16 protein-coding genes are annotated in these 17762 nt (G+C 72.0%); 13 read left to right on the forward strand and 3 right to left on the reverse strand.

Annotated elements, in window-relative coordinates; genetic code table 11:
- Positions 1 to 127 precede the first annotated feature (127 nt).
- Both ACP7BP_RS14340 and ACP7BP_RS14345 read left to right on the forward strand, forming a co-directional pair.
- Positions 128 to 1630, forward strand: coding sequence for a DEAD/DEAH box helicase (locus tag ACP7BP_RS14340; RefSeq protein ID WP_426245477.1), 1503 nt, complete (start codon positions 128 to 130; stop codon positions 1628 to 1630).
- 86 nt (positions 1631 to 1716) lie between these two features.
- Entirely contained in the window at positions 1717 to 1911 is a 195-nt protein-coding gene (locus tag ACP7BP_RS14345; protein WP_426245479.1) for a CsbD family protein, read from the forward strand.
- A gap of 54 nt (positions 1912 to 1965) precedes the next feature.
- Here ACP7BP_RS14345 and ACP7BP_RS14350 read toward each other — a convergent pair whose 3' ends face one another.
- Positions 1966 to 2703, reverse strand: coding sequence for a MerR family transcriptional regulator (locus tag ACP7BP_RS14350; RefSeq protein WP_426245481.1), 738 nt, complete (start codon positions 2701 to 2703; stop codon positions 1966 to 1968).
- Between the two features lie 103 nt (positions 2704 to 2806).
- On the opposite strand from ACP7BP_RS14350, the gene ACP7BP_RS14355 reads away from it, so the two are divergent.
- The 8 genes from ACP7BP_RS14355 (at position 2807) to ACP7BP_RS14390 (ending at position 12542) form a co-directional block, all read left to right on the forward strand.
- Positions 2807 to 4018 (forward strand): acetyl-CoA C-acetyltransferase, encoded by a 1212-nt coding sequence (locus ACP7BP_RS14355; RefSeq protein ID WP_426245482.1) that lies wholly within the window; start codon positions 2807 to 2809, stop codon positions 4016 to 4018.
- A 17-nt stretch (positions 4019 to 4035) separates the two neighbouring features.
- The gene (locus ACP7BP_RS14360) at positions 4036 to 6246 is read left to right on the forward strand and encodes a 3-hydroxyacyl-CoA dehydrogenase NAD-binding domain-containing protein (RefSeq protein ID WP_426245483.1); all 2211 of its coding nucleotides are present in this window, start codon (positions 4036 to 4038) and stop codon (positions 6244 to 6246) included.
- 96 nt (positions 6247 to 6342) lie between these two features.
- A complete protein-coding gene (locus ACP7BP_RS14365) occupies positions 6343 to 7050 on the forward strand; it encodes an ABC transporter ATP-binding protein (RefSeq protein ID WP_426245485.1) in 708 nt (235 codons plus the stop codon).
- Entirely contained in the window at positions 7025 to 8563 is a 1539-nt protein-coding gene (locus ACP7BP_RS14370) for a hypothetical protein (RefSeq protein ID WP_426245487.1), read from the forward strand. The genes ACP7BP_RS14365 and ACP7BP_RS14370 overlap by 26 nt, the downstream gene beginning before the upstream one ends.
- Positions 8564 to 8808: 245 nt before the next feature.
- Positions 8809 to 10056, forward strand: a complete 1248-nt coding sequence (locus ACP7BP_RS14375) for an acyl-CoA dehydrogenase family protein (protein ID WP_426245488.1) — start codon at positions 8809 to 8811, stop codon at positions 10054 to 10056.
- Positions 10056 to 10811, forward strand: a complete 756-nt coding sequence (locus ACP7BP_RS14380; protein ID WP_426245490.1) for an SDR family NAD(P)-dependent oxidoreductase — start codon at positions 10056 to 10058, stop codon at positions 10809 to 10811. The genes ACP7BP_RS14375 and ACP7BP_RS14380 overlap by 1 nt, the downstream gene beginning before the upstream one ends.
- Entirely contained in the window at positions 10804 to 11874 is a 1071-nt protein-coding gene (locus ACP7BP_RS14385; protein WP_426245492.1) for a phosphotransferase family protein, read from the forward strand. The genes ACP7BP_RS14380 and ACP7BP_RS14385 overlap by 8 nt, the downstream gene beginning before the upstream one ends.
- On the forward strand, positions 11874 to 12542 hold the full coding sequence (locus ACP7BP_RS14390) for a histidine phosphatase family protein (protein WP_426245494.1): 669 nt from the start codon (positions 11874 to 11876) through the stop codon (positions 12540 to 12542). Before ACP7BP_RS14385 ends, ACP7BP_RS14390 begins: the two co-directional genes overlap by 1 nt.
- A 158-nt stretch (positions 12543 to 12700) precedes the next feature.
- Here the strand turns inward: ACP7BP_RS14390 and ACP7BP_RS14395 are convergent, their stop codons facing one another.
- Together ACP7BP_RS14395 and ACP7BP_RS14400 are read right to left on the reverse strand one after the other, a co-directional pair.
- The gene (locus ACP7BP_RS14395) at positions 12701 to 13453 is read right to left on the reverse strand and encodes an SDR family oxidoreductase (protein WP_426245496.1); all 753 of its coding nucleotides are present in this window, start codon (positions 13451 to 13453) and stop codon (positions 12701 to 12703) included.
- A 96-nt stretch (positions 13454 to 13549) separates the two neighbouring features.
- Positions 13550 to 14221, reverse strand: coding sequence for an RDD family protein (locus tag ACP7BP_RS14400; protein WP_426245498.1), 672 nt, complete (start codon positions 14219 to 14221; stop codon positions 13550 to 13552).
- A gap of 128 nt (positions 14222 to 14349) precedes the next feature.
- Here ACP7BP_RS14400 and ACP7BP_RS14405 point away from each other — a divergent pair, with 128 nt between their 5' ends.
- From ACP7BP_RS14405 to ACP7BP_RS14415, 3 genes are read left to right on the forward strand one after another with little or no spacing between them, the layout of a single operon-like run.
- Entirely contained in the window at positions 14350 to 15387 is a 1038-nt protein-coding gene (locus ACP7BP_RS14405; protein ID WP_426245499.1) for an LLM class flavin-dependent oxidoreductase, read from the forward strand.
- 44 nt (positions 15388 to 15431) lie between these two features.
- Positions 15432 to 16058 carry a TetR/AcrR family transcriptional regulator gene (locus ACP7BP_RS14410; protein WP_426245500.1) on the forward strand — a complete coding sequence of 209 codons (627 nt, stop codon included), beginning with the start codon at positions 15432 to 15434 and terminating at the stop codon, positions 16056 to 16058.
- Positions 16055 to 17761 (forward strand): acyclic terpene utilization AtuA family protein, encoded by a 1707-nt coding sequence (locus ACP7BP_RS14415; protein WP_426245502.1) that lies wholly within the window; start codon positions 16055 to 16057, stop codon positions 17759 to 17761. The genes ACP7BP_RS14410 and ACP7BP_RS14415 overlap by 4 nt, the downstream gene beginning before the upstream one ends.
- The last annotated feature ends 1 nt before the right edge of the window (position 17762 follow it).

The following is a 17762-nucleotide window of genomic DNA, read 5'->3' on the forward strand; positions in this document are numbered from 1 at the left end:
TGTCGACAGCAGTCCGGCCAGTCTTGCCCCGGGCAGCAGCGGGTTCCCCGCCCTCCGTCATGGAGGCACACGTTTCCGCCTCACGGCGTGATGTGTTGGCGAGACGCCAACCGAAAGTCACTCTCCCTTGTCTTCCCAGACCTTCGCCGAGCTCGGCGTGCCCACTGTCCTGTCTGCGCTCCTCGCCGAGCAGGGCATCACCGTTCCCACTCCCATCCAGACCGCGACGCTGCCCGACTCGCTCGCCGGGCGCGACGTGCTCGGCCGCGGCCGCACCGGCTCCGGCAAGACCTACGCGTTCCTGCTGCCCCTGGTCGCCCGGCTCGACGCCGCGAAGCTGCCGGCGATGCCGCGCAAGCCGCGCGCGCTGATCCTGGCCCCGACCCGTGAGCTGGTCGGCCAGATCGCCCAGGCGCTCCAGCCGCTGGCCAGGGCCGCCGGCCTCAGCACCCAGACCGTCTTCGGCGGCGTCGGCCAGAACCCGCAGGTGCAGGGCCTCAAGAAGGGCGCCGACATCGTCATCGCCTGCCCCGGCCGCCTCGAGGACCTCATCGGCCAGGGCCACTGCGACCTGTCGGCCATCGAGATCACCGTGCTCGACGAGGCCGACCACATGGCCGACCTCGGCTTCCTGCCGTCCGTGCGCCGCCTGCTCGACCGCACCCCGCAGTCGGGGCAGCGGATGCTCTTCTCCGCGACGCTCGACAACGCGATCGACAGCCTGGTGAAGCGGTTCCTGACCAACGCGGTCACCCACCAGGCCGACTCCGCGCAGTCGCCGATCTCCACGATGGCCCATCACGTGCTGCACCTCGGCGGCCGCGACCAGAAGCTGCCCGTGCTGGTCGACCTCACCAGCGGCCCCGGCCGCACCGTCATCTTCACCCGCACCAAGCACGGCGCCAAGGCGCTGGCCCGCCAGCTCAACAAGCTCGGTGTGCCGTCGGTCGAGCTGCACGGCAACCTGTCGCAGAACGCCCGCACCCGCAACATGGACGCCTTCCACGCCGGCCTCGCGAGCACGCTCGTCGCGACCGACGTCGCAGCCCGCGGCATCCACGTCGACGACGTCTCGCTCGTCGTGCACGCCGACCCGCCGTCGGAGCACAAGGCCTACCTGCACCGCTCCGGGCGTACGGCGCGAGCCGGTGCCGAGGGCACCGTGGTCACCATGATGACCAACGAGCAGGTGCGCGAGGTCCGCGACCTCACCCGCGCCGCAGGCATCAAGCCGACCATCACCAGGGTCGACGGGGTCGGTCACCCGATCCTGGTCCAGCTGGTGCCGGGCGACCGCACGCTGGTGCCCGGCGGCTACGCCGTCGAGCTTCCCGCCGGGTCCGGTGGCGGCTCCTCGCCGACCGGTCAGGGTCGCGCCCGTCGCTCCGGCGGCGGCCGCAACCGTCCGCGTGGTGGCGGCAGCCGGCCCACCGGACAGCAGTCCGGCGGTGGTCGCAGCGCCCAGGGTGGCCAGAAGGCGGGCGGCGAGAAGCCGACCGGCCAGAAGCAGGGCGCCCCGAGGGGCCAGCGCCAGGGCGCCCCGCGTCAGCGCCGCAGCGGCGCCGGTGCCGGTGCCGGTGCCGGCGGCGGCTCCCACAGCGTCGCGTCGTTCAGCTCCGGTCGCCGCTGATCGCCGGCCTCATCCCTTCGGACGAGTTGATCTGAGCCGATTCCGTGCTTGGCTGGAGAGATCCAGCCCCGAAGGAAGGACCACTCATGGGACTCGCGGACAAGGCACAGAACAAGCTCGAGGACGCCAAGGGCCACGCCAAGGAAGGCACCGGCAAGGCCACCGACAACGAGCGGCTCGAGGCCGAGGGGCGTAACGACCAGTCGAAGGCGCACGCCAAGGACGCCGGCGAGAAGGTCAAGGACGCCGCCAAGGACGTCAAGGACGCCTTCAAGGCCTGATCGCTCACAGCACGAGCCCCGTCACACGTCTGTGTGGCGGGGCCCTTGTGCGTCTCAGCGGGCGCGGCGGGCGATGCTCTCGCGCTTGGTCTCGTCCATCGCCGACTCGTAGGCCGAGACCAGGGAGGCGATCGACAGCGGCTTGAGCCGCTCGACGACCTCCCGCAGCCGCTCGGGGCTGGTGCCCGATTCCTTGTACGCCGGCCAGACGGTCGTCAGGAACAGCTCGTGCATCTCCTGGGCCAGCGCCCGGCCGTGCGCGGCGTAGATCCCGGCCGCCGCCCGGGCCGCCTCGACGGGGATGCCCAGGTCGAGCAGCCCGACGCCGACCGAGAGCTGCGAGACCGCGACGTCGTACCGCCCGCGCCTCCCAGGGGAGACGATGCCCAGCGCGTCGAGGGTCGCGAGCTCGTCGTCGCTGAGCGCGCGCCCCGCCCGCGCCGTGATCTCCGCGCGGCTCATCTCGACGGCCCGCTCGGCCTCCCACGGCGCCAGCATCGCGCGGTGCAGCGCGATGTCCTCGGGCGTGGCCGAGGCGGGGATGTTGGAGACGTACTTCTCGATCGCCGCCAGGGTGAAGCCGTGGCCCTGGAGCTCCTGGACGAGCTCGAGCCGGGCGACGTGGTCGGATGAGTAGTATCCCGAGCGGCCGCGCCGGATCGGGGGCGGCACCAGGCCGCGGGTGGTGTAGAACCGCACGTTGCGCACGCTGATGCCGACCCGGGCGGTCAGCTCGTCGAGGGTCAGCAGGCCCTCGACGTCGCTCTCGGGCTCGGATGCCGGCTGGGGCACGACGTACTCCTCCGTCAGGTGACAGGGGCCACAGGGCTGACCTTGACCATAGTGACAGTGATGATGTCACAATCGAGGCAGGTATCTCTCCCCAAGGACGGTCATGGCTGAAGCATTCGTGTACGACCACATCCGTACGCCGCGTGGCAAGGGCAAGGCGGTGGGCTCCCTCCACGAGGTGAAGCCCGTCGACCTGATCGTCGGACTCCTCGACGAGGTCCAGCAGCGCAACCCCTCCCTGGACACCCACCGGGTCGACGACATCGTGCTCGGTGTCGTCACCCCGATCGGGGAGCAGGGCGGTGACATCGCCAAGACGGCCGCCCTGGCCGCGGGCTATCCCGAGACCGTGGGCGGCGTGCAGCTGAACCGCTTCTGCGCGTCCGGGCTCGAGGCAGTCAACCAGGCCGCCTCCCGGGTGCGCGGCGGCTTCGAGGACCTCATCCTCGCCGGCGGCGTCGAGTCGATGAGCCGGGTGCCGATGGGCTCCGACGGGGGCGCCTGGGCGATGGACCCGGCCACCGCGCTCACCACCGGCTTCGTTCCGCAGGGCATCGGCGCCGACCTGATCGCCACCCTCGGCGGGTGGGACCGCGCCGCCGTCGACGCCTATGCGGCCGAGTCGCACCACCGCGCCGCCAAGGCGTGGGCGAACGGCTACTTCGCCGGCTCCGTCGTACCCGTCAGGGACTTCAACGGCCTCACCGTGCTCGACCACGACGAGCTGATCCGCCCCGACACCACGCCCGAGGGCCTCGCGGGGCTCAGGCCGAGCTTCGCGCAGCTGGGCGCAGACGCGGGGTTCGACGACGTGGCCCTGGAGAAGTACCACTGGGTCGAGAGGATCGACCACGTGCACCACGCCGGCAACAGCTCCGGCATCGTCGACGGTGCCGCCGTCATGGCGATCGGCAACGAGCAGGTCGGCAGCGACCTCGGCCTCGCCCCGCGGGCGCGCATCGTCGCCGCCGCCGTCTCCGGCGCCGACCCGACGATCATGCTCACCGGGCCCGCCCCCGCTGCCCGCAAGGCGCTGGCCAAGGCCGGCCTCGAGGTCGGCGACATCGACCTCTTCGAGATCAACGAGGCCTTCGCCGCCGTCGCCATGCACTTCATGCGCGATCTCGGCATCAGCCACGAGATCACCAACGTCAACGGTGGCGCGATCGCCATGGGCCACCCCCTCGGCGCGACCGGCGCGATGATCCTCGGCACCCTGATCGACGAGCTCGAGCGCCGCGACCAGAAGCGCGGCCTGGCCACGCTCTGCGTCGGCGGCGGCATGGGCATCGCCACCATCGTCGAGCTCGTCTGAAAGGGACCACACCACTCATGAGCACCACCACCGAGACCCAGACCGCGGTCCGCTACGACCGCGATGCCGACGGCATCGTCACCTTGACCCTCGACGACCCGACGGCCGGCGCCAACACCATGAACGAGCTCTACCAGCGCTCGATGCAGGCCGCCGTGGAGCGCCTGTACGACGAGCAGGACGCGCCCGACGGCGGCGTCACCGGCGTGGTGGTCACCAGTGCGAAGAAGACCTTCTTCGCCGGCGGCAACCTGAGCATGCTCTCCTCGGCCACCAAGGACGACGCTGCGGAGGTGTTCGCTCTGGTGGAGTCGGTCAAGGCGACGCTGCGGTCGCTCGAGAGGTTCCCGCGCCCGGTCGTGGCCGCGATCAACGGCGCCGCGCTCGGCGGCGGACTCGAGATCGCGCTCGCCTGCAACCACCGGATCGCCGTGGACGACGGGCGCACCGAGATCGGCCTGCCCGAGGCCAGCCTGGGCCTGCTGCCGGGCGGTGGCGGGGTCACCCGCGTCGTTCGCATGCTCGGCCTCCAGTCCGCGCTCATGGACGTGCTGCTCCAGGGCACTCGCTTCAAGCCCGCCCAGGCCAAGGAGAAAGGCTTGGTCGACGAGCTCGTCGGCAGCCTGGAGGAGCTGGTGCCGGCTGCGAAGGCGTGGATCGGCGCCCACCCCGAGTCGACGCAGAACCCGTGGGACGTCGCCGGCTACAAGATGCCGGGAGGCACCCCGGCCACCCCCAAGCTCGCGGCGTTCCTGCCGGCGTTCCCCGCGCTGCTGCGCAAGCAGACCAAGGGTGCGGTGTACCCCGCCCAGCGGGCGATCCTGTCGGCCGCCGTCGAGGGGGCGTCCACCGACTTCGACACCGCATCGCGGGTGGAGAGCCGCTACCTCACCAAGCTGGTGGTCGGCCAGAACGCCAAGAACATGATCCAGGCGTTCTTCTTCGACCTCCAGGCGATCAACTCCGGGTCGCTGCGGCCCGACGGGATCCCGCCGTACCAGGCCGTCAAGGTCGGCGTGCTCGGGGCCGGCATGATGGGCGCCGGCATCGCGTACTCCTGTGCCCGGGCCGGCATGGAGGTCGTGCTTAAGGACGTCGCGCTCGAGAGCGCCGAGAAGGGCAAGGCGCACTGCGAGGCGCTGCTCGACAAGGCGATCTCCCGCGGCCGCTCGACCGAGGAGAAGAAGGCCGAGCTGCTGGCGCGGATCACCCCGACCGCTGACCCGGCCGACCTGACCGGCTGCGACCTGGTGATCGAGGCGGTGTTCGAGGACCCGTCGCTCAAGCGGAAGGTCTTCGCCGAGGTCGCGCCGTACGTCAACGACGACGCGCTGCTGTGCTCCAACACCTCGACGCTGCCGATCACCGAGCTGTCGGGCGGGGTGGACCGGCCGGCGGACTTCATCGGCCTGCACTTCTTCTCGCCGGTCGACAAGATGCCGCTGGTCGAGATCATCCGCGGCGAGGCGACCTCCGACGTCGCGCTGGCGAAGGCCTACGACGTCGTACGCCAGATCAAGAAGACGCCGATCGTCGTCAACGACAGCCGCGGCTTCTACACCTCCCGCGTCATCGGCACCCAGATCAACGAGGGCCTGCGGATGCTCGCCGAGGGCGTGCACCCGGTCTCGCTGGAGCGGGCAGCCACCCAGGCCGGCTTCCCGGTCGGGCCGCTGCAGATCAGCGACGAGCTCAACATGGAGCTGATGAGGAAGATCCGGCTGGCCAACGAGGAGGCCTTCCGCGCCGCGGGTCGCGAGGTGGAGCCCGAACCGGCCACCGCCGTCGTCGAGAAGATGATCGAGCTGGGTCGCCCGTCGCGCCTCAAGGGGGCCGGCTTCTACGAGTACGACGAGGCGGGCAGGCGCGCCGGACTCTGGTCGGGCCTGGCCGCGGAGTTCCCGGTGGCTGCCGACCAGATCCCGCTCCAGGACATCAAGGACCGGATGCTCTTCATCGAGGCGCTCGAGACCGCTAGGTGCTTCGAGGAGGGGGTCATCACCTCTGCTGCCGCCGCCAACATCGGCTCCATCATGGGCATCGGCTTCCCGCCCAACACCGGCGGCGCGGCGCAGTTCATGACCGGCTACGAGTCCGCCACCGGTGCGGTCGGCCTCGCGGCGTTCGTCGCTCGCGCCGAGGAGTTGGCCGACACGTACGGCGACCGGTTCCGGCCGACGGCGTACCTCACGGACCTGCTGGCGAAGGGCGGGTCCTTCCCCACCTGAGGCGGGCGCGCGCGACGTCGCCGTCGGGATCCCCGGGGGCTCGGGGATCCCGACGTTCCCCACCCGCAGGCCCTGCCAGGCAGGCACACTGGCCCGGTGAGCGAATTCGCCGTCGACGTGCGCGACCTCCACGTGCGCTTCGGCGAGGTGGAGGCGGTGTCGGGGGTGGACCTGCACGCCGCCGCCGGCCAGGCGACGGCGCTCCTGGGCCGCAACGGCGCGGGCAAGTCGACCACCATGCGGGTGCTCGCCGGAGTGGTCCCGCCGACGGCTGGGCGGGCGGTGGTGCTCGGCCACGACGTACGCACCGAGACGCTGAGGGTGAAGCGGGCCGTCGGCTACTGCCCCGACGTCGGTGGGCTCGTGCCCCGGGCGACGCCGTGGGAGCACCTCCAGCTCTCCGCCAGGTTGCGACGGATGCCGGACTGGGAGGCCGAGGCCCGCGACCTGCTCGAGCGGTTCGAGCTCGGAGACGCTGCCCATCGGGTGACCGCGGGGTTCAGCCACGGCATGGGCCGCCGGCTCTCGGTGATCCTGGCGGCGCTCCATCGGCCTGCCGTGCTCCTCCTAGACGAGCCCTTCGACGGCGTCGACCCGATCGGGGTCGAGGCGACGTTCGAGGTCATCGCCGACGCGCGTGCCCGCGGCGCCTGCGTCCTGGTGTCCACGCATCTGCGCGACCTCGCCGTCCAAGCCTGCGAGACCGCGGTCGTGCTGCGCGGTGGGGCCCGGGTGGCCGAGCTCGGGGCCGAGGCGCTGTCGGGGGAGGCCGGGGCCGATGCCTACCGGGCACTCCTGGACTGAGCCCGCCGAGCTGTGGCGCGCCGTCGCCGACACCCGCGAGCTCATCGCCTTTCGAGCCCGGTGCGTACGACGACCGCGTGCGGCCGGCCGGTTTCTGGCGGTCCTCGTCGGGCTGACCGCAGCGGTCGCGGTGGCGCCGGCCTGGGTGCCCGGGGCCGGTGGCGCCGACAAGGCCTTCGGCGTGCTCCTCGTGCTGCCGTCCATGCTCGCCGGGTTCCTCGCCCTGGCCATCGTCTCGGCGGTCGCGTCCGGCGGCGGCCGTGAGCTGCTCGCGCGCGAGCAGGCCGTCGCCTTCCCCGTGAGCCCCACCACCGACCACCTCGGGGCGCTCGTCATGGCGCCCCTGAACATCGCCTGGATCCTGCAGGCCTGGACGCTGCTGGGAGCCGGTGCCTACGCGCTGGGTCCGGCGGGGCTGCCCTACCTGCTGCCGATGATCGTGCTGTGGATCGCGGCGGCGACCGCGCTCGCGCAGGTCGTGGCGTGGACGTCGGAGGCCGTACGCCGCGGGCCGCACGGCGCCTGGGTCGTACGAGCGATCACGACGGTGGCGGTCGCGGCCGCGGTGTGGCTGCAGATGAGCGGCCGGCTGAACGAGCTCTTCGACGCGATGCCCACCAAGCACCTGGTCGTCGCCGCCTCCTCGATGCGCGACGGGTGGACGTGGGCGTGGCCGCTCGGGCTGGTCGTCGAGGTCGTGCTGATCGTCGTGGGGGTGCTGGTCGGCATCGTGCCGGCGCACCTCGCGTCGACCCGGGTGCCGCGCGACGAGCTGCGGATCGAGTCGAGCGTGCATCCCTCGCGCGCGATGCCTCGCAGCGACCTCGCGATGCTGGTGCGCATCGACCGCGGCTCGATCTGGCGGTCGGTGCCGATGCGCCGGGGGCTGATCGTGCTGGCCATAGGACCGGGGGCGATCGCGATGGCCGGTGCCCTGGACTGGAACCAGATCACCGTGCTGCCCGGCCTCGTGGCGAGCGGCGGCGCCCTCCTCTTCGGGGTGAACGCCTGGTGCCTCGACGGTCGCGGCGCGCTGTGGCGCGAGAGCCTGCCGGTCGAGCCGGCGGCGGTGTTCGCCGCCCGCAGCTGGGTGCTGGCCGAGTGGCTGATGCTCGGCGCCGCCGTGACCGTCGTACTCGCCTCCCTGCGGGCCGGCGTGCCCACCACGGCCGAGTTCACCGCGATCGCCTGCACGCTGGTGGTCGTGACCGCGCAGGTCGTCGCGGTGGCCATGGGCTGGGCCGGCCGCCGGCCGTTCTCGGTCGACATGCGCTCGGCCCGGGCGACGCCGGCGCCGCCCCTGGTGATGGTGGGCTACTCGACGCGGCTGGCCGTGAGCACGACGCTCACCGGCCTCGTCTTCTCCGCGCTCGCGCTGGTGCCCGACTGGCGGGTGTCGGTGCTGGTCGCCGTGCCGTTCCTGGCCTGGTCGTCCGTCCGGCTGCTGCGGGCGCGGCGGCGGTGGCTCGACGCGCGGGGGCGGGCGCGCGTGGTGCTGACGGTGGCCGCCTGAGGGGGTCGGCGGCCTGGCCCCTCTGCGGTTGTTGGAACGTTCGCGCAACCGGTGTTGCTGGAACGTTCGTGCCAGGGGATCGGCGGTTGTTGGAACGTTCGCGCAACCGGTGTTGCTGGAACGTTCGTGCCAGCGGATCGGCGGTTGTTGGAACGTTCGCGCAACACGCGATGCGCGAACGTTCCAACAACGCGGAGGGCTCCATCCGCGGCCCCGTGCAGGTCCACCGAGGCTAGGGTCGCGGGATGGACTTCGCCCCCTCACCCCGTGCCGCCGATCTCCGCGAGCGGGTCGCCGCGTTCATGAAGGCCGAGGTCGACCTGGTCGAGGAGGACTACCACCGCGACCTCGCCGAGCGACGACGCACCGGCGACCCGTGGCAGCCGCTGCCCGTCATCGAGGAGCTCAAGGCCAAGGCCCGCGAGCAGGGCCTGTGGAACCTGTTCCTGCCCGAGCAGCACGCGGGTGACTACGCCGCCCGGTTCGGCACCGACGGCGGGCAGGGCCTGAGCAACGTGGACTACGCCCCGCTGGCCGAGCTCATGGGGCGTTCCGCGATCGCGCCGACCGTCTTCAACTGCAACGCACCCGACACCGGAAACATGGAGGTGCTGCTGCGGTACGGCACGCAGGCGCAGCGCGACGAGTGGCTCGACCCCCTGCTCGAGGGCCGGATCCGCAGCGCCTTCACCATGACCGAGCCCGATGTGGCCTCCTCCGACGCCACGAACATGGCCGCCACCGCGGTCGTCGACGGCGACGAGGTCGTCATCAACGGCCGCAAGTGGTGGTCGACGGGCGTGGGTCACCGCGACTGCCGAATCTTCGTGTTCATGGGGCTGACGGACCCCGACGCGGACCGCCATCACCGGCACACGATGGTGCTGGTCCCGCGCGACGCCCCGGGGGTGCGGATCGAGCGGCTGCTCAACACCATGGGCTACCAGGACGAGCCGGTCGGCCACGGCGAGGTCAGCTTCACCGACGTACGCGTGCCGGTCGGCAACATCATCTCCGGTCCGGGCGAGGCGTTCGCGATCGCGCAGGGCCGCCTCGGACCCGGCCGGGTGCACCACTGCATGCGCCTGATCGGGCTCTCCGAGATGGCGCTGGAGCGAGCGGTCAAGCGGGGCCTGGAGCGTACGGCGTTCGGCAAGCCGCTGGTGAACCTCGGCGGCAACCGCGAGCGCATCGCCGACGCCCGCATCGCCATCGACCAGGCCCGGCTGCACGTCCTGCACGCCGCCTGGAAGCTCGACCAGGGCGGACCTCTCAACGCGTTGAGCGAGGTCAGCCAGATCAAGGTGGCCGTGCCCCGGATGGCACAGCAGGTGATCGACATGGCGATCCAGCTGCACGGCGGCGGGGGCATGTCCGACGACTTCCCGCTGGCGATGGCCTACGTCAACGCGCGGACCCTCCGGCTGGCAGACGGTCCCGACGAGGTGCACCAGGGGATGGTGGCCCGGCTGGAGATCGGGAAGCACTCCTGATGGCGCGGGTGCTGGTCACCGGCGCCGACGGTGGCCTCGGCCGCGCTCTCGTCGAGGCCTTCCGAGAGCGCGGCGACGACGTGCTCTCGACCGACCTGCGCGGCGCCGACCTGGTGCTGGACGTCACCTCCGACGCCGACTGGGCCGCGGCACGGGCCCACGTCGAGCAGACCTGGGGCGGGCTCGACATCCTCGTCAACAACGCCGGGATCGCCGGCGGCGGCCGCCTCGATCACGACACCGTCGAGGAGTGGCAGCACCTCGTCGACATCAACCTGCTGGGCGCGGTGCGCGGCATCAAGACGTTCGTGCCGGTCTTCAAGGCCCAGCGCAGCGGCCACGTCGTCAACATCGCCTCGCTCGCCGGCCTCGTGCCGCCGGCCGGGATGGCGTCGTACAACGCCACCAAGGCGGCGGTCGTCGCGCTCACCGAGACCACCGGGCACGAGCTCGCGGGTCACGGCGTGCGGGCCAGCGTGGTCTGCCCCTCCTACTTCCGTTCGGGTCTCGCCGACCACCTGACCGGCAGCGACGGGGCAGTCGGCGCGGTCGTCGCGAAGCTCGTCAAGGAGTCGCCGTGGGGACCCGATGACATCGCGCGGGCGGTCATCGAGGGCATCGAGCGGGGCGACGAGCTGATCCTCCCCGACCAGGCCGCCAGGGCGGCGTACACGCTGAAGACGACCGACCGGGCGACGTACGACGCCATGATGCGTGCGCAGGCCCGCAAGCTCGAGGAGCGGGCCCGTGGCTGACGGCGACCAGAGCATGCCGGTCCGCGCCGAGGACGCCTTCGACGTCGGCGCCGCGTCCGCGTGGTTGCGCGAGAACGTGGACGACCGGCTGCGCGAGGAGCTGTCCGGGACGCCGGAGGTGCGCCAGTTCCCGGGCGGTGCCTCGAACCTGACCTACCTGATGCGCTGGCCGGCACGCGAGCTCATCCTGCGGCGCCCGCCCGCGGGGGTGAAGGCGAAGGGCGCCCATGACATGGGCCGCGAGTACCGCATCCAGGCGGCGCTCGCGCCCGTCTTCCCGCGGGTGCCGGCGATGGTGGCGTCGTGCGACGACGAGTCGGTCATCGGCTCGCCGTTCTACGCGATGGAGAGGCTGGTCGGAGTCGTCCCCAGACGTGAGCTCCCGCCGGGGCTCACCCCTGGGGCGACCGCCCACCTGTGCGGCAACGTCTTCGACGTACTCGTCGAGCTGCACTCGGTCGAGGTCGCGTCGGTGCCGGCCCTCGACGCCCTCGGCAAGGGAGAGGGCTACGTCCGCCGCCAGGTCGACGGATGGACTGCGCGGCTCGTCAACGCCCGTACAGACGACCTCGGCGACTGGTCCGACGTCACCGGCTGGCTGGTGGAGCATCAGCCTGCTGACGTCGCGAGCTGCGTCGTCCACAACGACTTCCGCCTCGACAACCTGGTCCTCGACGCCGAGGACCCGACGCGGATCATCGGCGTGCTGGACTGGGAGATGGCGACCGTCGGCGACCCGTTGATGGACCTCGGCGGCGCCCTGGCCTACTGGATCTCTGACGACGACGACGAGTTCTTCCGGATATTCCGACGCCAGCCTTCGAACGCACCGGGCATGTGGACGCGGGAGGAGATCGTGGCCCACTACTGTCAGCGGATGGGCTACTCCCTCACGCCCCGGCAGTGGTCGTTCTACGAGGTGTTCGGGCTGTTCCGGCTCGCCGTGATCGCCCAGCAGATCTGGTACCGCTACGTCCACAAGCAGACAACCAACGAGCAGTACGCCGTCTTCGGGCCGGCCGTCGCCCATCTCGAGCAGCGCTGCCGCGGCCTGATCGCCTGATGGGCCTGCTCCTGCTGGTCCGGCACGGGCAGGCGTCGTTCGGCGCTGCGGACTACGACGTGCTCTCCGACGCCGGGTGGGAGCAGTCACGCGTGCTCGGCCGCTGGCTGGGTGCGCAGCGGGTGGTGCCGACGGCAGTCGTCTCCGGCGGCATGCGCCGGCACCGCGAGACGGCTGAGGGCCTTCTCGAAGGGCTGGGCTCGCCGGCCGAGCCGACGGTCGACGCCGGTTGGGCGGAGTTCGACCACCTGGGCGTGGTGGCCGCCTTTCCCGACCGGCCGGCGGGCGAGCTCGATCGGCGCGGCTTCCAGCGGGTCTTCGAGGGAGCCACCGCCCGGTGGACCGGTGGCGAGTACGACGACGACTACCACGAGTCGTGGACCGGCTTCGTGGATCGCGTCGACGCAGCGCTGGCGCGGGCGGCCGAGTCAGCCGGGCCGGGGTCCACGGTGGTGGTGGTCAGCTCCGGGGGCCCGATCTCCGTCGCCTGCGCGGCACTCGTCGACCCCGAGGCGGACCACGTCGGCCGGGCCCGGCTGTGGGCGCCCTTCAACACGACGTACGTCAACACCGGCGTCACCCGGGTGGTCGTCGGCCCCTCGGGCCCCCGGCTGCTCACCTTCAACGAGCACAGCCACCTGCCCGGAGACCTGCTCACCTACCGTTGAGTTGCGCCACCGTGTCCTTCGAGTCGCGCCTGTGTGCCGTGTTGCGGGTACGCGGGCGCAACTCAACGGGTACGCGGGCGCGACTCAACGGGTACGCGGGCGCGACTCAACGGGTACGCGGGCGCGACTCAACGGGCACGCGAGCGCAACTCAACGACTCAGATGAGGCGCTTGAAGAGCGGCAGGGGCGCGTGCTTGAGGAGCACGGACAGCGGCGCCCAGGGCAGTGTCGGCACGAACGCCGACTCCCTCTCCTTCTCGATGGCGGCGACCATCGCACGCACGCCCTTCTCGGTGGAGACCATCAGCTTGTTCTCCGCGGCGGCGACCCCGTCGTTCATCTCCGAGGCGATGTAGCCGGGGTAGAGCACGGTCACCCTGATCGGCGTGCCGTGCAGCTCCGCACGGAGCCCCTCGGCGAGGTGCGCGACGCCGGCCTTCGTGGCGGCGTACGTCGTCATGGCCTTCGGCATCCCGCGCACCGCGGACATCGAGGAGACCATCACCAGGTGCCCGGCGTCCTGCGCGCGGAAGATCTCCATCGCGGCCTCGCACTGCGCCAGCGCCGCGACGAAGTTGGTCATCGCGGTCTGGCGGTTGGCCGCAAAGCCGCCGGTGCCGATCGGGGCGCCCTTGCCGAGACCGGCGTTGACCACCACCCGGTCGATCCGGCCGAGGTCGTCCCGGAACCCGCGGAACACCTCGAAGACCTGGTCGTCGTCGTTGACGTCGAGTGCCCTGACCTCGACCCGGCGCCCGGGGTGGTCGGCGAGGAGGTCGCTCCTGAGTCGCTCGAGCCGGTCCGTACGACGCGCGCACAGCGCCAGGTCGTGGCCGAGCGCGGCGAACTGGCGGGCCATCTCGGCGCCGAGACCGCCCGAGGCGCCGGTGATCAGGATCGTCTTCGTCATGCGCGCCAGTGTGGCAGTCCTCGACCGGCCGCAGTGACGCGCGAAGGGCGCCGCAGCGCAGTGCTGCGACGCCCTTGCGGCGGTGAGGACGAGCGGTCAGCTCTTCGGCTGGTCGATCACCACGGTGCTCAGCAGCTTGTCGGCGAACGTCTGGCGCTTGGCGTCCCACAGCGGCCAGAGGTAGCCCAGCAGGCAGATGCTGTCCAGGATGTGCGCGATCTGGCGCACGAACACCATGCCGGCGCCGATCGGCTGGCCGGTCTGCTCCCCGATGAGCTTGATGCCGAGCACACCCTTGCCGATGGTGTAGCCGGTGCGGCCCTGCTTGATGAACGTGTTCCAGATGAAGAACGCCAGCCAGGTGATGGCGCCGATGAGGATCAAGATGAGCGACAGGCCGCTCGCGCTGCCGCTGGTGGTCGTGACCCCCGTCTCCGGATCCGTCACCGGGTCGACCTCGGCGATGTAGATGATGTAGCCGATGATCAGGGGCAGGCCGGCGAGGTTGGTCAGGATGCCGTCGACGATGTACGCCCCGACTCGCTTGAGCCAGTGTGCGTAGCCCGCCGGGGCCCCGTAGGGCTGCTGGCCGTACGCCGGCTGCTGACCGTAGGGGTCGGACGAGGTGGGCGGCTCGCCGTATGCGGGCTGCTGACCGTACGCCGGCTGCTGGCGGTAGGGGTCGGACGCCGGCGGCTGCTGGCCGTACGGGTCCTGCGGCGGCTGCTGGCCGTATGGATCTTGCGGCGGGTTGCCGTAGTTGGACATGTCTCTCCCTCGTGGGCGTTCGGTGGCGCGTCACACCGTAGGCGACGCATGCCCCTCGGTCATCCCCCCGCGCGTGGACGCCGAAACCAATCGGGATGATTCCTGGGCGGGCGGGTTGTTGCCCCCGAGTGACCACCGACCTGCCGTCCCTGTCCGTGCTCGACCTGGTGCCCGTGCGCACCGACCAGACCACCGGGGAGGCGCTGGCCGCGACCCGGTCGCTCGCGCGGGTGGCCGACGAGCTCGGCTACCGGCGCTACTGGCTGGCCGAGCACCACAACATGCCGGCGGTTGCGGCGACCAACCCGCCGTTGCTCATCGCGATGGTCGCCGCGGCGACGTCGCGCATCCGGGTGGGCTCGGGCGGGGTGATGCTGCCCAACCACGCGCCGCTGGTGGTGGCCGAGCAGTTCGCCCTCCTCGAGGCGGCGCACCCGGGCCGGATCGACCTGGGCATCGGCCGGGCCCCGGGCACCGACCAGCTGACGCGATACGCCCTGCGGCAGGGCGCGGGCGACGACGGGGTCTCCCTGTTCCCGCGGTACGTCGAGGACGTGATGACGCTGATGAGCGCGGAGGGCGCGAGCATGTCGGTGGGCGGCCGCGCACACCCGCTGCACGCCACCCCGCACGCCGTGTCCGTGCCGCCGGTCTGGCTGCTCGGCTCATCCGACTACTCAGCGCGGCTGGCAGCCGAACGCGGCCTGCCCTACGTGTTCGCCCACCACTTCGCCGGCCAGGGCACCGCGGAGGCGCTCGACCTGTACCGGTCGTCGTACCGGCCCAGCGACAGGCACCCGGAGCCGCAGACGTTCCTGACGGTCAACGTCACGGCCGCCGCGACCCAGGAGGAGGCGGAGCGGGTGGCGCTGCCGCAGCTGCTCTCCATGCTGGCGCTGCGCACCGGTCAGCCGCTGACCCCGCAGCGACTCGTGGAGGAGGCCGAGGCGGTCGACGTGCCTGCTGAGCACGCCGGCCTGGTGCGGGCGATGGCATCGCGGTGGGTGATCGGCGACGCCACCTCCGCGCGGGCCCGGATCGCCGACCTGGCGGCGGAGTACGGCGTCGACGAGGTCATGGTGCATCCGGTCGCGGGCGCACTGGCCGGCACCGCCGCCGACACCTCGCCGGCCCGGGAGGAGACCCTGCGCCTGCTCGTCAAGTAACAGTCAGCATTGACTGTTTCTGCGTCCACCACGACGATGGGGTGGTGACGACCGTCCGCGTGCCGCAGGAGGAGCGCACCCGCGCCATGCGGGCGCGGCTGCTCGACGCGACGGTGGACTGCCTGGTGGAGCACGGCTTCAGCGGTACGTCGACCACGCTCGTCAGCGAGCGCGCCGGCGTCTCGCGGGGCGGCCAGCTCCACCACTTCCCGACGAAGAACGACCTGGTCGTCGCCGCGGTCGAGCACGTCACGGCCCTGCGCGGCGCGGAGCTCGAGGCAGCGCTGTCGAAGGTGCCTGCCGGGCCGCGGCGGACCCGCCAGGTCCTGCGGGTGCTCGCCGACCACGCCACCTCGCCGGCCTTCACCGCGGCGCTGGAGCTGTGGGTCGCGGCCCGCACCGACGAGCAGCTGCTGGCCGCAGTCGCCCCACTCGAACAGCGCGTCGGCCGCGACACGCACCGGTTGACCGTGCAGGCCCTCGGCGCCGACGAGTCGCGGCCCGGCGCGCGCGAGCTCGTGCAGGCCACGCTGGACCTCGTGCGCGGGCTGGGACTCGCCACCACGATCACCGACGACTCCCGGCGCCGCGCGCGCATCCTCGACCGCTGGGCCGTCATCCTCGACGCCGCGTTGACCGATCCGTCGAGGAAGGGGCGTGCCTCGAGATGACCGTGCTGAGGATCGGCAACTGCTCCGGCTTCTACGGCGACCGGCTCGCCGCCATGCGCGAGATGGTGAGCGGCGGGCAGCTCGACGTGCTCACCGGCGACTACCTCGCCGAGCTGACCATGCTGATCCTCGGCAAGGACCAGCTCAAGGACCCGGAGCTCGGCTACGCGCGCACGTTCGTCCGGCAGGTCGAGGACTGCCTCGGTCTGGCGCTCGAGAGCGGCGTGCGCATCGTCAGCAACGCCGGCGGCCTGAACCCCGCGGGACTCGCCGACAGGCTGCGCGAGGTCGCCCGAGGACTCGGGCTGGACCCGAGCATCGCCCACATCGAGGGCGACGATGTGCGAGCACTCGGCCTCGAGGGTGCGCTCACCGCCAACGCCTACCTCGGCGGCTTCGGCATCGCCGCCGCCCTCACTGCGGGCGCCGACATCGTGGTCACCGGCCGTGTCACCGACGCCTCGCTGGTCGTCGGGCCCGCGGTCGCGCACTTCGGCTGGGGACCGACGTCCTACGACGAGCTGGCCGGCGCCGTCGTCGCCGGGCACGTCATCGAGTGCGGCACCCAGGCCACCGGCGGCAACTTCTCCGGCTTCCTGCGGCTCGACCGGAGCCGGCCGCTCGGCTTCCCGCTCGCCGAGATCGCCGCCGACGGGTCGAGCGTCATCACCAAGCACGGCGGCACGGGCGGTGCGGTGGACGTCGACACCGTGACGGCGCAGCTGGTCTACGAGATCTCGTCACCGCGCTACCTCGGCCCCGACGTGACCACGCACCTCGACACGGTCGAGCTTGCGCAGCAGGCCGACGACCGCGTCGCGATCTCCGGCGTCCGGGGCTCCGCTCCGCCGGCGCGGCTCAAGGTCTGCGTCAACGAGCTCGGCGGCTACCGCAACCAGGCCGAGTTCGTGCTGACCGGCCTCGACATCGGGGCCAAGGCTGCCTGGGTGCGCGAGCAGCTCGCCCCGGGGCTCACCTGCGAGCGGGTGGAGTGGAGCGAGCCCGCTGCGCCGGTCGCCGACGCCGACACCGAGGAGGCAGCGTCCGTCCGCCTGCGGTGCCTGGTCCAGGACGCCCGACCCGACCCGGTGGGCCGGGCGTTCACTGCCGCGACCGTCGAGCTCGCGCTGGCGTCGTACCCCGGCTTCACGATGACGGCCCCGCCCGGACGGCCCACGGCGTACGGCATCTACCGCGCCGAGTACGTCGACCGCGGCCGGGTCCGGCACACGGTCGTGCACTTCGACGGCACCCGCGAGGTGATCGCCGATCCCACCGAGTTCGGTGCCGACGACCCGGTCGTGGGCCGGCGCCCGTCGCCGTTCCCCGCCCCGTCGGACACGCGCACCCGCCGGCTGCCGCTCGGCGCGTTCGTGCACGCCCGGTCGGGGGACAAGGGGGGCGACGCCAACGTCGGGCTCTGGGTCGCCCACGACGACTCCGTGGGCGACGGCAAGCACGCCGCCAGGGTGACGTGGCTGGCCAAGCTGATCACGCCGCAGAAGGTGCGCGAGCTCGTGCCGGAGGCCGCCGAGCTCGAGATCGACGTCTACAACCTGCCCAACCTGGGCGCCGTCAACGTGGTGATCCACGGCCTGCTCGGCGCCGGCGTCGCCGCGTCGACCCGCTTCGACCCACAGGCGAAGGGGCTGGGCGAGTGGATGCGGTCGCGCCTCGTGCACGTCGAGGAGGGCTTGGTGTGAG

It is taken from the genome of Nocardioides sp. LHG3406-4 (assembly GCF_049897745.1).
Lineage (GTDB): Bacteria > Actinomycetota > Actinomycetes > Propionibacteriales > Nocardioidaceae > Nocardioides.